The sequence below is a fragment of the Desulfocastanea catecholica genome (assembly GCF_054657295.1).
Window position 1 is genome coordinate 176,768 of sequence record NZ_BAAHYZ010000001.1, and the last position, 13,972, is coordinate 190,739.

Below are 13,972 nucleotides of genomic sequence, written 5' to 3' on the forward strand. Positions count from 1 at the left end.
CCGTTGGAAACTAAAAGCAATGTCTTGTCCCCTCACGGGCTGCCCCTTGGCGCATCGTTGTTCACCATCTTTCTGTGTGGTCTGTTTGGCGCCAATGGGGTGGCCATAAAAATCAGTCTGACCGGACTGGGAGTCTTTACCACCGCGGGAGTGCGCTTCGGCATTGCCGCAGTGGTGATTTTTTTATATGCAACATGCACCGGCAGGCCTCTGGCCGTGCGGAAAAATCAAGTTCCTCAGCTCATCATTCTTGCCCTGTTCTTTTTTGTCCAGCTGTCGCTCTTTTACATTGGCCAGAACAAGACAACGGCTTCTCACGCCACCCTGATTGCCAACGTGCTTCCTTTTTTCGTCATGATCCTGGCGCACTACTTCATTCCCGGCGACACCATCAATCTGAAAAAAATCTCCGGTCTTGTTCTCGGTTTTGCTGGAGTGCTGCTGCTTTTTTTTGACAATGTCGCTTTAACCGGCGATGTTCTGCGGGGAGATCTGCTCATTCTTCTTGCGGTCCTTGTCTGGAGCTGTCATGTTGTTTACATAAAAACTATTATTGACGGCTTCCACCCGCTCCAGATCACCCTCTACCCGATATCCCTGGCGACACCGTTTTTTCTGCTGAGCGGCTATCTCTGGGATGGTGAAATGGTTCGATTTATCGATGCTTCGATTATCAAGGCTATGTTCTACCAGACATTTATCACGGCATCGTTCGGCATGGTTGCCTGGAATACCTTGATTCGCAGGTTCGGCCCCACAGCACTGCACTCCTTTGTCTTCATCATGCCGATTTCAGGAGTATTTCTCGGTGTTACCATGCTGAATGAACCACTGACCACCAACCTCATCGGTGCTATTCTTCTTGTTGTGACAGGACTCATTGTGGTGAACAGAAGGGGTGCCCGTCAACCATGATACTCCTATAAAAAAATTGATTCTTGAGAAACCGTATGCCACCTCGAAGAAAAAAAATTCGTCGCGTTGCCTCTGCAAAGGGCATGAAAAAATCAACTCTCTTCCTGACCCTTTTGCTCATTTTTGCAGCCGCCTGCCTGCTGCTCGCTGTGCCGTATATACAAAAACTCGACAAACAGATCACCAGTCGTTTTGAGGGAAGGCGCTGGGAGCTGCCGGCACGGATTTATGCCCGGCCTCTGGAGTTGTATGTCGGTAAAACAATCTCGGTTGACACCTTGAAGAAAGAACTGACCCAGCTGCGCTACAGCCGACGAAACGTCCCTGAAAAGCCTGGAGAGTACGGCATAGCAGGCAGCAGGATCACCATCTACAGCCGGACTTTTCCTTTTCCAGATGCCCTGCAGCCGGCGACTCTTGTGCAGCTGACGATCCATAACCAGAGCATTGCCACCCTGGTGGATGTCAACAGCAAAGAAGCGCTGGGCATGTTTCGCCTGGAACCGGTACAATTCGCCTCCATATACCCAAACCATAACGAAGACAGACTGCTTATTAAACTGGACAACACCCCGGAACTGCTGCTCAGCACGCTGCTCCTGGTTGAGGACAGAAAATTTTACAGCCACCAGGGAATCAGACCCACGGCAATCATCAGGGCCGGCCTTGCCAACCTGCGGGCGGGCAGGACTGTCCAGGGCGGCAGCACACTGACCCAGCAGCTGGTAAAAAACCTCTTCCTCAGCAGTGAGCGGACCCTGCTCCGCAAGGCCAACGAGGCTGTCATGGCCCTGTTGCTTGAATACCACTACAGTAAGGACGAGATTCTGCAGACCTATTTGAACGAAGTCTACCTCGGTCAGGACGGCAAACGGGCTATCCACGGTTTTGCCATGGCCAGCCGCTTCTATTTCGCTCGAGATCTTGCTGAATTAGAGCCGGACCAGGTCGCCTTGCTGGTCGGAATCGTCAAAGGCGCATCCTATTATAATCCGCGACATCACGCAGAACGGGCAAAATCTCGGCGCAATCAGGTTCTTGACCGCCTCGCATTTGGCCAATTGATCAACCCGGAGAAAAGAGACCAACTGAAAAATAAACCTCTCGGCGTAACCGAGGAAATTCCCTCCGGCGTAACTCCCTACCCGGCATTTCTGCAGCTGGTGCGCAGTCAGCTGGCACGAGACTACAAAGACGAGGATTTACGCAGCGAAGGGCTGTCCATTTTCACTACCCTTGACCCGATTATCCAGCAAAAAGCCGAGGCCAGCCTTGTCGGCGAACTCACCGCCATTGAAAAACGTCGCGGGATCAAAGCGGCGAACACCCTGCAGGGAGCCCTGGTCATCGCCTCGGTAGATCAGGGGGAGGTGGTCGCGGTCGTCGGAGATCGGGTGGCCCACGAGAATGGATTCAACCGCGCCCTGGACATGAAACGACCGATCGGCTCGGTGATTAAACCGGCCGTTTTCCTCACCGCCCTGGCCCGACCTGAGACATACAACCTCCTGACCACCGTCTATGACACCCCGATTAACCTGCCGCTTGCCGGAGGGAAAACCTGGCGACCGGAAAATTATGATCACATTTTTCACGGCGCCCTGCCCCTGAGGCAGGCATTGATACATTCCTACAATGCCGCCACGGTGCAACTGGGCATGGAGCTGGGACTGGATGCGGTGATTGCTATGCTGCATAATCTCGGCATACGGGAAAATATCCAGGCCTATCCATCCCTGCTGCTCGGCGCCATTGAACTGCCGCCCATCGATGTTTTACAGATGTACCAGACTCTTGCGGCCGGCGGCTACCAAACCCCTTTACGGGCTATTCTTGCCGTTACCGATCAGGCAAACAACACCCTGCAGCGCTACCCATTGACCGTGCAGCAGGCAGTCGACCCGGCCGCAGTGTTCTGCCTGACCAACGCCCTGCAGGGTGTGACAACCACCGGGACAGCAGGCTCGTTGCAGCGCCTCCTGCCGGCAGGGCTTACCGTTGCAGGAAAAACCGGGACAACCGATAATTTGCGTGATTCCTGGTTTGCCGGTTTCAGTGGTATGCATGTTGCCGTGGCCTGGGTGGGACGAGACGATAACACACCAACCGGTCTCACCGGGGCAACCGGGGCTCTGGGGGTGTGGGCATCGGCCATGGCGGCAATCGGCACCAGCCCACTGCAGCCGTTACCGCCCGATACGATCGACTGGTACTACGCAGATATTGCCACTGGAAGGATTTTCAGCGAAAAATGCACGACCAACCAGGCAACACTGCTGCCTTTTATGCGCGACGGCTCGCTGCCGGCAGTGGTCTCTTGCGGTCTGCCGGACAACAACACCAGTAACACCAGCAACACCAGCAACACCAACAGCAATAGCCTGGAAAAAACCTTGCATAAAGGCTTGAAAAATATTTTTGATGTCTTCCGGTGAAAGCTCCTGCCAGGCCTGCCGGTCACATTGCAACATATTACAAAAAATCTACCCTAAACAAAGCCATGAACAACGCAACGAAAACACCATCTCTCCTGTTATTCCTCGCCTTTTCGGCTACCCTGCTCTTCCAGGGTTGTACCGTCTCTCCCAAACAACCTGTCTATTATCCGCCACCGCCGGCCGCAACGAAGCCGGAGGTAACAAAACCGCCGGTAACAAAGCCGCTGGTGCCGCAGGTGCAACCAGTTAAACCGCCACCGCCAAAGCAGACCAGCGCTATCGCCGCTGATTTCAGCCGACAGGCAGAGCAGGCGACGCTTCAGGGCAGACCTGATCTTGCCATAGCAATTCTGGAGAGAGGCCTGCGCGCAGCACCTAAAGAGGCCATGCTCTGGACGCAAATGGCCGAGGTCAAACTGCAGCAGCAGCAATATGAGCAGGCCCGGGCTCTCGCTGCAAAATCGAACTCCCTGGCGGGATCAGACACCGCAATTCTCCAAAAAAACCATTGGATTATACAGGAGTCTTTGAAAAAAGCCGCCGGCCGATAACAGGTTGCAACGGCATAAAGGTACTTATTAACCGTGATCAAATAACATCCCGGCGGCGGACAGGAGATAGCTCGAGTCCATACTGCCCTCCCACCCATGGATCAGCACGACAATGTTTTCCCTGCTGTCAGCTCGGCAACTGTAGGAACCGAGCAGTCGGACCCCCTTGCCGCAATCGAGAATCCGTTCTTTTGCCTGGCGAAGAAGATTGTCCGCCCGTCTGCCGATGAAATATCTTCTGGGACGCAAACTGGCAAGCATGGTCTGGAGATGCGGATTGCGCAGGAGATATGGCGGAGTAAAGGTGTCGGGCATAGGCTTCTGCAGAAACGATGTAATTGTCTTACCTTATCTACGCATAGAAATATCAAGAGGGCCGTGATTGACCACTGGAGATTTGACAGTATGCCAAACTCCCCTCATCAATACGGCCCCCTGTATCCCCTTCCCTGGTTGCAGAATTTTCAGGAAGAGGTCTGGAAGAAATGCCGCTTAGTCGGAAAGAAGTTTAAAAGAAAGCTTCACCCGTGCCCGAAAGGCAGCCGGTTTCCCTTCATCAATTTTCATATCCAGAGTGACGACCTCGGCGATACGCAGGTCGCGAAGGCTCATTCCAGCGGATGAAACAGCGTTCTTGGTAGCTTCTTCCCATGATACGGGGCTCGATCCAACCATTTCGATAATTTTATACACACTCTCAGACATAGGGATTCTCCTTGGTTAAGGTTTTCAGTAGAATCTACTGATTTTCGATGAAGTACAGGTAATACCTGCACAACATCACTTGCTCAGAAGTAATTCCATACTGTTATTGGCGACCGCACTGCATTCTGAAAGTAAACCGGTCTGGTGCAGAGATATCAAAATCGTTATTTTGAACAGGGGCAGGTCGAAACGGGCATAATGCAACAAACCGTTATGTTACTATAACGCTTTGTTGAAGAAATTTGAAGGCCAAATTCCACGACTTGAGGTAGATTGTCAAACAAAAGTAGTTTCCCGCCTTGACCCTTTGGGTAAAACCGGCGGAAAAAAATAAATGCCGCAGCAACAAATTTTCCAGCTGGGCAGAGACCAACACCACCAAACAGCAAAGCAGCAGTTTTCAGCAAAGGAAATACTTGTGAAGAATAACGATATCTTACGCCGCATCCGATTTACCTTCAACTTTACCGACTCGAAAATGATTGCTCTTTTTGCCCTGGCCGGCTACCCGGTCACTCGAACGCAAATCAGTGAGTGGCTGAAAAAAGATGATGATCCCGCCGGCAAAAACTGCAGTGACACGCAATTGGCTGCCTTTCTTAACGGCTTGATCAATGACAAACGAGGCCAGCGTGAGGGGCCACAACCCAAGCCGGAACAACGTTTGAATAACAATATTATTTTCAGAAAATTAAAAATCGCCTTAAACCTCCAGGACGATGATATACTGAAGATTTTGCAGCTGGCCGCCTTACCGATGAGCAAGCACGAACTCAGTGCTTTTTTCCGTAAACCGGATCACAAAAACTATCGGAGCTGCAAAGACCAGATTCTCCGCAATTTCCTGCAGGGGTTGCAAATACAATATCGCCCCGACATTGAGCCGGAAGCGGAGTTCAAATGGAAATGAGCCCCACTTGCACCTCAAATAACTCTTTAGTTTTTTATTTCCTTGCACAATGTTTAAAAGCAGGTATAATAGCCTTCATTGAATCAAATTAAGTAGGAGCACATCCCCTTCAGGTAGTCCTCGTTAACCTCGTTGTTTCCCAAGCGTCGTTCGTTGCCGTCGAAGCACATGCTGATTACTTAAAACAGTATGAATCTTTTTGTCGGAATTCTCACTTACACCAGGACCGAAGACCGAAACTGATTTTGGCACCCTTTCAAGCCGCACGGCACAGTTTTGCACATCAAAGCTCGCCCGAGATCAGACTTCTCATCAAACAAAAAGTTTCAATTATGTGTAGATGGTGGACAGCAGTGTCCATTACCAATACCAATACACGTTAAGTACCTTGGAGATTCTTTTCTTTTTACAGGAAAGTATCTACTGCAGGTGCGTACCCCCCGCAAAGCAGCGATAAAAACGTCGCTTGTCGGGGTTTAACATTACAGATTAACCAGCGGATCGAACAAGATGCGCAGATCGAGAAACCAGGGAAGAACCCCGGTATCTCACCACGAAATATATTGGAGTATTAATGAGTTTTAATGAATTTCAGTTTCATCCCAAGGTAAACGCCGGCATTGCTGCCTGCGGCTATACCGCCCCCACCCCCATCCAGAAAGATGCTATCCCCCCAATCCTTGCCGGCCGTGACATGCTTGGCCTGGCGCAGACCGGTACCGGAAAGACAGCGGCATTTGTTCTGCCCCTGCTGCAGCGACTCCTGGAAGGTCCCCGCAAAACAGTGCGGGCGCTGATCGTCGCGCCGACCAGAGAACTGGCGGAACAGATCCATGACAATATCGAAAAGATGGGAGTAAATACGGGATTGCGCAGCGTTGTCGTTTACGGCGGCGTCGGCAAACAGCCGCAGATAAAAGGCATCCGCTCCGGTGCGGAAATTATTGTTGCCTGTCCCGGTCGCCTACTCGACCTGCTGAGCGAGAACGCCTTCAACCTGAGAGCCGTTGAAGTGCTGGTCTTAGATGAGGCCGACCATATGTTTGACAAGGGCTTCCTGCCGGACATTCGACGAATAATCAAGCAACTGCCGACGAAACGTCAAACCCTGGTCTTTTCCGCTACCATGCCGCAGGAAATCCGTCACCTGGCCGAAGAGATTCTCTACAAGCCGGTGACCGTGCAGATCAATCATACGCTGCCGGCCCCGACGATCTCCCATCGGCTGTATCAGGTAGCCAAAGCGCGCAAGACCTCCTTGCTGAAAAGTATTATCGACGAGGGAGAAATGACCTGTACGCTCATCTTCACCCGCACCAAATACAAGGCGAAAAGCCTGGCCCTGGTGCTCGAGCATGCCGGCTACAGCGCGACTTCGCTGCAGGGTAACCTGTCGCAACAGAAACGGCAGCAGGCTATGGATGGTTTTCGCGACGGCACCTTTAAAATCCTCGTCGCCACCGACATCGCCGCCCGCGGCATTGATGTCCTTGGCATTTCCCATGTCATCAATTATGATGTGCCGGACACGGCCGAAACGTATACACACCGCACCGGACGGACCGGTCGCGCCACACGGTTCGGTCAGGCGGTAACATTTGCCGATCGGGATGACGGAAAGATGATATCACTCATCGAACGGAATCTCGGCAAAAAAATGAGCCGTGAAGTGACCCCGCCGGCCTGTGTCTCTCCCAGGGCAGACGAGGAAACGAGCAGAGGAGAAAAAAGAGAAAATTTTTCTCGACCAACGCCGAGAGGCAACAAAGCGGCGACAGCCACCCGTGGCAAAAGCCGACGCAGTAAGGCGTGCTCTTTTGATTTCGGAACGAGCAAACCTGGACAAAGATAATCTGATTTGTCTGGACATCCAGACTTCCAGTCGAAGTATCGAAGTGATGGTTCGGCTATATAAAAAAGGGTTCCAGCGGAACCCAGTAAAAAGGAGTAGTACAAGATGGCTGAAGGAACAGTAAAGTGGTTTAACGATTCAAAAGGTTTCGGTTTTATTGAGCAAGATGGCGGCAACGACGTATTTGTTCATCATTCCGCAATTCAGGCTCAGGGCTTCAAATCTCTTGAAGAAGGCGCACGAGTGACCTTCGAGGTTGTCGATGGCCCCAAAGGTCCTGCTGCTGCAAATGTTGTCCAGCAGTAAGAACTGAGTTCGACCACAAAAAGCCCCCGCTCTCAGCGGGGGCTTTTTTTATGATCATCAATTTTATGCCGACACGAACCAACATAAAGGAGAGAGTCTTGGCCAAACCAAACTATTCATACGAAAAACGACAGAAAGAAATAGCTAAGAAAAAGAAAAAGGAAGAAAAAAAGCTGCGCAAACAGGAAAAACCGACGGACCCTGTCGAGGCAATCATCGACGAAACGGCCCCCCCTGTTCCTGCGGAAGATTAACTTTGTAACACCCTGCATTTCTTTTCAAAGAACACTCTAGGCCATGGGATGTATCCTTTTGGCTTTTACCTGAGGACACAACCATGATTACCGCATCGAATATTGCACTCTCCTATGGCAAGAGAATTATTTTCCAAGATGTCAATATTAAATTTACCCCCGGCAACTGCTATGGACTGATCGGCGCAAACGGTGCCGGCAAGTCGACCTTTCTCAAGATCCTCGCAGGAAAACTTGATGCCGATCGAGGTGAAATATTCAAAGGTCCTGGGCAGCGCATCGCCATGCTCAGCCAGGATCAGTTCGCCTTTGACGAACACACCGTGTTCAATACCGTGATCATGGGCCATAAGAAGCTCTACAAGGTTATGGCCGCCCGTGAAGCCCTGTACGCCAAAGCGGATTTTACCGAGGAAGACGGTATCCTCTCCGGGGAACTGGAAGTGAAGTTCGGCGAAATGAACGGCTACGAGGCGGAGGCGGAGGCCTCAGTGCTACTCAAAGGCCTCGGTATCCCCGAAGAGATGCGCCAGAAAAAAATGAAGGAACTCGATGGGAGCGACAAGGTACGGGTGCTGCTGGCCCAGGCCCTGTTCGGCAACCCGGATATCCTGCTCCTCGACGAACCGACCAACCAGCTCGACCTGAAGACGATCAACTGGCTGGAAGAATTTCTTTCCCGCTTCAACAACACCGTGATCATCGTCTCCCATGACCGGCATTTCCTCAATCAGGTCTGCACCCATATGGCCGATATTGATTTTGGCAAAATCGAGATCTACGTCGGCAACTATGATTTCTGGTACGAAGCCAGTCAGCTGCATTTCCGCCAGAAGGAAACCGAGAGCAAGAAGGTCAAGGCCAAGGCGGAAGAACTCAAGGAATTTATCCGCCGTTTCAGCTCCAATGCCTCGAAGGCCAAGCAGGCGACGTCACGTAAAAAACTGCTGGAAAAACTCACCATCGACAACATGCCAAACTCGTCACGAAAATATCCCTACATTGTCTTCAAACCGGAACGCCCCTGTGGGGATATCATCCTCGAGATCAAGGGACTCAGTAAAGAGATCGAAGGGATTTCCATGTTTAAAGACTTCAACCTGACCGTCAACAATGGTGACAAAATTGCCTTTGTCGGCCCAAACAGTCTGGCGAAAACGACCCTGTTCCAGATTCTCGCGGGAGAACTCCAACCGGATGCAGGCACTTTCCGCTGGGGTGTAACGATCAGCAGCGCCTATTTTCCCAAGGAAAATACGGCTTATTTTGATAATGACCAGCTCGATCTGGTTGGCTGGCTACGCCAGTTTGCTCCACCCAAGCAGGACGAGAGCTTTATCCGCGGTTTCCTCGGAAAAATGCTTTTTTCCGGAGAAGAGGCAACCAAAAAAACTTCCGTTCTCTCCGGCGGCGAGCGGGTACGGTGCATGCTGTCGAAAATGATGCTCGCCGATGCCAATGTGCTGATCCTCGATGAACCAACCAACCACCTCGATCTTGAATCCATCACCTCGCTCAACAACGGCCTGATGGCTTTCCCGGAGGTTGTCCTCTTTGCCTCCCATGACCATCAGTTTGTCTCCACCGTGGCCAACAGAATTATCGAAATCACGCCAGACGGGATACTTGACGTGCTGATGAATTTTGATCAGTTCCTGGAAATGAAGGAAGGCAGTCTGTCAGAAGAAAATGGTTATCTCGAAAAGCAGGCGGCGTAACAACACCGGCGGCTGTGTAGCTCAACAGACACGACCGGTACGCCGACAGGCAGTTTCTGTACCTATTTTCCTGATGAATAACTATAAGTAGCGGTTATCCATCAGGAAAAACAACTGCAGCGGCGCAGAAAAAAGCGCAACCGGTCTGCGTTGGCTTCACCTTGCTACTTTTTCTTGTCCTTCTTCTCTTTTTTTCCCTTCTTCTCTTTCTTGTCTTTTTTGTCCTTCTTGTCCTTTTTGTCCTTTTTGTCCTTTTTGTTGTCTTTTGTTACACAGACAGTTTCTCCACAACACGTACTTTTGGAATCTTTTTCCTTTTTCACTTTCTTTTCCTTCTTCTCTTTTTTCTCTTTCTTTTCCGACATTCTGTTTCTCCTTTCTTTGAATGACTCAACGACAACCTGTACCTGTTGAAAACACTAGAAAATCCTCTGCTAGTGCTGTTCTTCTATCATCATCAAACAACACGTTGTCAAGAAATCTTTCATATTATTTCAATAAGATACAACTTCACCTGGTAGTACTGCAATTTTGCAGACCTCCATTTTGCTGATTTTCTTTTACCGTTGTCTCGAAGAAAGAAAATAACGCAAAGAAACCTCCAGCTACATTGCACATTGATATATGGCCAAAAATTGTCTACCCTATACATGCAGGTATTGAAATGTCTAACTCTTTTCTCGTCAGCCCACGTCGGGAGGCAATATCCTCACGCTTTTTTGTCAACATCCTACACCAGAAGGAGGTTCTGATGCCGATCATTACCATTTCCCGAGGGAGTTACTATCACGGTAAATCAATCGCCGAAAAGCTGGCAAAAAGATTAGGCTATTCCTGTTTATCCCGGGACCAGGTTATTGAGAATCTCGACAAATTCCACCTGCCGGAAATTAAACTGATACGCGGGCTGGATAATGCTTTTTCCGTCCTTGATCGTTTCCCCCACGGAAATAAACGTTTTAAAGCGGCGATACGATCAGCAATCCTGCAACATTTTCTGACCGGTAACGTCGTATACCACGGTCTTGTTGGCCACTATTTTGTCCATAATATCTCGCACGTATTGAAAGTACGCATTATTGCCGACACCGAACAAAGGGTGGCCGACGAGATGGCCAGGGAAAACATTTCCGAGGAAAAGGCCCATTATATTCTCAAAAAGGACGATGAAGAACGGCGCAAGTGGGGTATGTTTCTCTATGGTATAGACATAATGGACCCTTCGTCATATAACCTGACCATACGAGTCGGCCATTTGTCAGAGGACGAGGCTGTCGATATCATTGCCAACGCGGTTGGACTGCACGCCTTTCAGGAAACAGCCGAGTCACAGGCAGCCCTTGCCGATTCAGCCCTGCACGCCCTGGTCAGCGAAAAACTGCTTGACTATCCCAATGCAGTTGCAGCAGCAAAAAATGGTCGGGTGGCAATTTCCCTGAAGGTCCCCGAAGAACAGCAGGCAGTTATTCATGACCGCATCACCCGGATACTCGCCGAGGTTACCGGCATAACGGAATTGGTCATACGCTTCGACCCTTATTTTTAATTTTTACGGCAAGCATTCGCCAGCCAGTTACCGTCCGGTGAGCAGGTAGCGGTTGACGTTGTTTTGATGGTTGGTTGGTTACAATACAATCAAATTTGACAACTAAAAAGGAGGAGCCATGAAAAGAATTCTCGGTATAGGGATGCTTTGCTTCGCCCTTATCCTGCTACTTGCCGTCAACGGCTATAGCGAGGGAGGGCCCAAGCCAAAACCGCCACCGAAAGCAAAGACCATCAAGGAGCTGGCGGCACGCTATGACTCGAGCAAATGCATGGAGTGCCATGAAGAAGCCCATGACCAGTGGAGTAATTCTCTGCACGCCCGCTCGATCCTCGGAACGCCGCGGACCGCGCCGACAATACTCACTGCCATTGACATCGGCCTAAAAAATTTCGCTTTTTCCGGCGTGAAGGAGGATAAGGATCTCAAGGTGGAACACCTGATGCTCTGCGCCAAGTGTCATCTGCCGCAGCTCGATGAGGCCACCGACGAGGTCGCCCAGGAGATCGTCGCCACTATTCGCGCCTGGCAGAAAGCCGGTAAAGCTGGGGATGAGGACAAGGCCGAACAGCTGGAAGAAACAATAGCCAGCCTGAATATCGGTTGCATGGTCTGTCACAACAAGGTCGCCCTGATCCACAAATACGCCGATGGCTATCCTCAGCCGGATACAGTGTACGGTGCGCAGGACGGCGACCATGACTCCGAGGAATTTCCGAAAATGGCTGTCGCGCCGGCGATAAGCGAATCTATTCTCTGCGGCCAATGTCACGGCCTCGGTCCGAATCTGGAATTTGAGCACCCATCCCAGTGCGCCACGCTCTACGGCAGTTATCTTTTTGCCTATGTGGCCCACGGCGGCAGCGAAACCTGCCAGGAATGTCATATGGTAAAATCCGAACTGGGCCACGATATTCAGGCCTATAAGGATGAGGCCATGATAGCCATGGCCGTCGATGTCAATGTCGAAGGCAGATCGCTTTTCTGGCGTAAGAACAAGGCAGAAGGCGTCGTGCCCATCGGCGTTATCGATGTAGAAATTTACAATAAAACCGGTCATGTCATTCCCGACGGCTGACCCACCCCAAACCGGCTGGTCCTGGAAGTGACCGCGAATACACTGGATGGGAAAGAAGTCTATAAAGATCAAAAAATCTACATGCCGTTCCCCGGGCGCTTAGGCAGGGGGAAAGAAATGGGCCGTGGCCCGTATGAAAAGAGTGGACTGCTGCGGGAAACAAGCCTGGCACCTCGGGCTCGCGTCCATGAGCATTTCGAGATCACCTATCCCTTTGCCGAAGTGAAAACAGGGGATGTCACCCAGCGTGAGCTGACGAGTGATGAGTTGAAGGTTACCGTGAAACTCTGGTATCTGCCGTTTGGCGAGTTTGACGGCTATGCAGTTACCTGGTTTGAGGAGGAAAAAAATCTCGACCTGAAGACGGAGTGGGTCTGGCACTAAGCCGCTCCTTTTTTCGACAATTGCCCCGCTCACCCATTGTCGAAAAATTTTATATGCAGCACAGAGGCGGTCGTTGCACCAGCGACCGCCTCTTTTTTGTCAATCCGACATGGCTTTTGGCAAACCGTTATCCTTCTTCTCTTTAAACACATGAAACTCATTGATTTAACACATCCGATTACACCTAACATGCCGGTTTATCCAGGGACACAACCGCCGGTATTCATAACCGGCTGTTCTCTTGACGAGGCAGGATTTCTTGAAAAGAAAATAACCTTCTATTCCCATACAGGGACACATATCGACGCCCCCGCTCACCTGCTCAAAGGCCACAACACTCTGGACATGCTGGCTCTAGACCATTTTTTTGGAGCAGCCATGCTGCTCAATTTCAGTACCTTAACAGGCAAAACGATTGGTGTGCAGGAATTGGCACCGCACCAGGAGACACTCAGGCAGGTGCAGTTTCTTTTACTGCATACCGGCTGGAGCCGATATTGGGGTTCAGAAAAGTACTTTATCAATTATCCGGTACTGTCTCTCGAGGCGGCAAACTGGTTAAGCCGCTTTGACATCAAGGGATTCGGCCTGGATACTATTTCAGCTGATACCACGGACACAAAAGAGTACCCTGTACACAAGGCCCTGCTACAGCACAATATTATCATCATCGAAAACTTGACCAACCTGGCGAATCTGCCCGCCAATCAATTTGAATTTTCCTGTTTTCCCCTAAGCTTTGCCGATGCTGACGGCTCTCCGGTTCGAGCAGTTGCATATATAGCTTAACTGCACTGCACCTGTGACAATTTTCCAGCGGAAACCTCAGCGGTGTGCTCCGGCATAGTATATAGGCACGGATTGTCCTCTCGCACTCTGACCCATTTTACATATATATAAACACTGCTTATTTTTACAGTATTGTTTCGTGGAACCGGATCATTCTCACCCACCGATTGAACTGGTGAAACGTACACCAGGAGACAAATCATGGTTAAATTAGCACTATTCGTCCGTCTTGAAGCGAAGCCCGGGAAAGAGAAGGAAGTCGAACATTTGCTTGTCGCTGGCCTTCCCTTTGTCCTGGACGAACCTGGTACAACGGCGTGGTTTGGCCTTCGCCTTGGTCCAGCCACCTTTGGCATATTTGCGGCCTTCCCGGACGAGCTGGGTCGGCAGGAACATCTGTCCAGGAAACTGGCAACGACGCTCATGGCAAAGGCCGGCGAACTTTTTTCGCAGCCGCCGTCAATTGAAAAAGCTGATATCCTGGAGACAAAACTGCCGGGAAATACGTTGGTTCCTTGATCGACGA

Annotated in this window: 15 protein-coding genes; 12 read left to right on the forward strand and 3 right to left on the reverse strand. The window is 50.7% G+C overall.

Annotation, left to right across the window (positions count from 1 at the left end; all coding sequences use genetic code 11):
* Positions 1-3: 3 nt before the first annotated feature.
* From ACYQ8U_RS00780 to ACYQ8U_RS00790, 3 genes are all read left to right on the forward strand, one after another.
* Complete coding sequence (locus tag ACYQ8U_RS00780; RefSeq protein WP_459943595.1) at positions 4-915, forward strand: DMT family transporter; 912 nt, start codon at positions 4-6, stop codon at positions 913-915.
* A gap of 83 nt (positions 916-998) precedes the next feature.
* Complete coding sequence (mrcB, locus tag ACYQ8U_RS00785) at positions 999-3,350, forward strand: penicillin-binding protein 1B (protein WP_459943596.1); 2,352 nt, start codon at positions 999-1,001, stop codon at positions 3,348-3,350.
* A 65-nt stretch (positions 3,351-3,415) separates the two neighbouring features.
* Positions 3,416-3,904 (forward strand): tetratricopeptide repeat protein, encoded by a 489-nt coding sequence (locus ACYQ8U_RS00790; protein ID WP_459943597.1) that lies wholly within the window; start codon positions 3,416-3,418, stop codon positions 3,902-3,904.
* A 27-nt stretch (positions 3,905-3,931) separates the two neighbouring features.
* Here the strand turns inward: ACYQ8U_RS00790 and ACYQ8U_RS00795 are convergent, their stop codons facing one another.
* Entirely contained in the window at positions 3,932-4,219 is a 288-nt protein-coding gene (locus tag ACYQ8U_RS00795) for an alpha/beta fold hydrolase family protein (protein WP_459943598.1), read from the reverse strand.
* A 177-nt stretch (positions 4,220-4,396) separates the two neighbouring features.
* Positions 4,397-4,609, reverse strand: coding sequence for a dodecin family protein (locus tag ACYQ8U_RS00800; RefSeq protein ID WP_459943599.1), 213 nt, complete (start codon positions 4,607-4,609; stop codon positions 4,397-4,399).
* A gap of 418 nt (positions 4,610-5,027) precedes the next feature.
* Between ACYQ8U_RS00800 and ACYQ8U_RS00805 the strand changes: the two genes are divergently transcribed.
* The 5 genes from ACYQ8U_RS00805 (at position 5,028) to ACYQ8U_RS00825 (ending at position 9,649) form a co-directional block, all read left to right on the forward strand.
* Positions 5,028-5,519 carry a YehS family protein gene (locus ACYQ8U_RS00805; RefSeq protein WP_459943600.1) on the forward strand — a complete coding sequence of 164 codons (492 nt, stop codon included), beginning with the start codon at positions 5,028-5,030 and terminating at the stop codon, positions 5,517-5,519.
* A 574-nt stretch (positions 5,520-6,093) separates the two neighbouring features.
* On the forward strand, positions 6,094-7,371 hold the full coding sequence (locus tag ACYQ8U_RS00810; RefSeq protein ID WP_459943601.1) for a DEAD/DEAH box helicase: 1,278 nt from the start codon (positions 6,094-6,096) through the stop codon (positions 7,369-7,371).
* A 105-nt stretch (positions 7,372-7,476) separates the two neighbouring features.
* Complete coding sequence (locus ACYQ8U_RS00815; RefSeq protein ID WP_136812728.1) at positions 7,477-7,677, forward strand: cold-shock protein; 201 nt, start codon at positions 7,477-7,479, stop codon at positions 7,675-7,677.
* Between the two features lie 98 nt (positions 7,678-7,775).
* A complete protein-coding gene (locus tag ACYQ8U_RS00820; protein WP_459943602.1) occupies positions 7,776-7,931 on the forward strand; it encodes a hypothetical protein in 156 nt (51 codons plus the stop codon).
* Between the two features lie 83 nt (positions 7,932-8,014).
* The gene (locus tag ACYQ8U_RS00825; protein WP_459943603.1) at positions 8,015-9,649 is read left to right on the forward strand and encodes an ABC-F family ATP-binding cassette domain-containing protein; all 1,635 of its coding nucleotides are present in this window, start codon (positions 8,015-8,017) and stop codon (positions 9,647-9,649) included.
* A gap of 164 nt (positions 9,650-9,813) precedes the next feature.
* Here the strand turns inward: ACYQ8U_RS00825 and ACYQ8U_RS00830 are convergent, their stop codons facing one another.
* A complete protein-coding gene (locus ACYQ8U_RS00830) occupies positions 9,814-10,014 on the reverse strand; it encodes a hypothetical protein (protein WP_459943604.1) in 201 nt (66 codons plus the stop codon).
* Between the two features lie 386 nt (positions 10,015-10,400).
* Between ACYQ8U_RS00830 and ACYQ8U_RS00835 the strand changes: the two genes are divergently transcribed.
* From ACYQ8U_RS00835 to ACYQ8U_RS00850, 4 genes are all read left to right on the forward strand, one after another.
* Positions 10,401-11,195, forward strand: coding sequence for a cytidylate kinase-like family protein (locus ACYQ8U_RS00835; protein ID WP_459943605.1), 795 nt, complete (start codon positions 10,401-10,403; stop codon positions 11,193-11,195).
* A gap of 142 nt (positions 11,196-11,337) precedes the next feature.
* Positions 11,338-12,657: a multiheme c-type cytochrome (seleno)protein ExtKL gene (gene extKL, locus ACYQ8U_RS00840; protein WP_459943771.1), complete on the forward strand. Its 1,320-nt coding sequence runs from the start codon at positions 11,338-11,340 to the stop codon at positions 12,655-12,657.
* 150 nt (positions 12,658-12,807) lie between these two features.
* Entirely contained in the window at positions 12,808-13,446 is a 639-nt protein-coding gene (locus tag ACYQ8U_RS00845; RefSeq protein ID WP_459943606.1) for a cyclase family protein, read from the forward strand.
* Between the two features lie 201 nt (positions 13,447-13,647).
* Positions 13,648-13,965 (forward strand): putative quinol monooxygenase, encoded by a 318-nt coding sequence (locus ACYQ8U_RS00850; RefSeq protein WP_459943607.1) that lies wholly within the window; start codon positions 13,648-13,650, stop codon positions 13,963-13,965.
* Positions 13,966-13,972 lie beyond the last annotated feature (7 nt).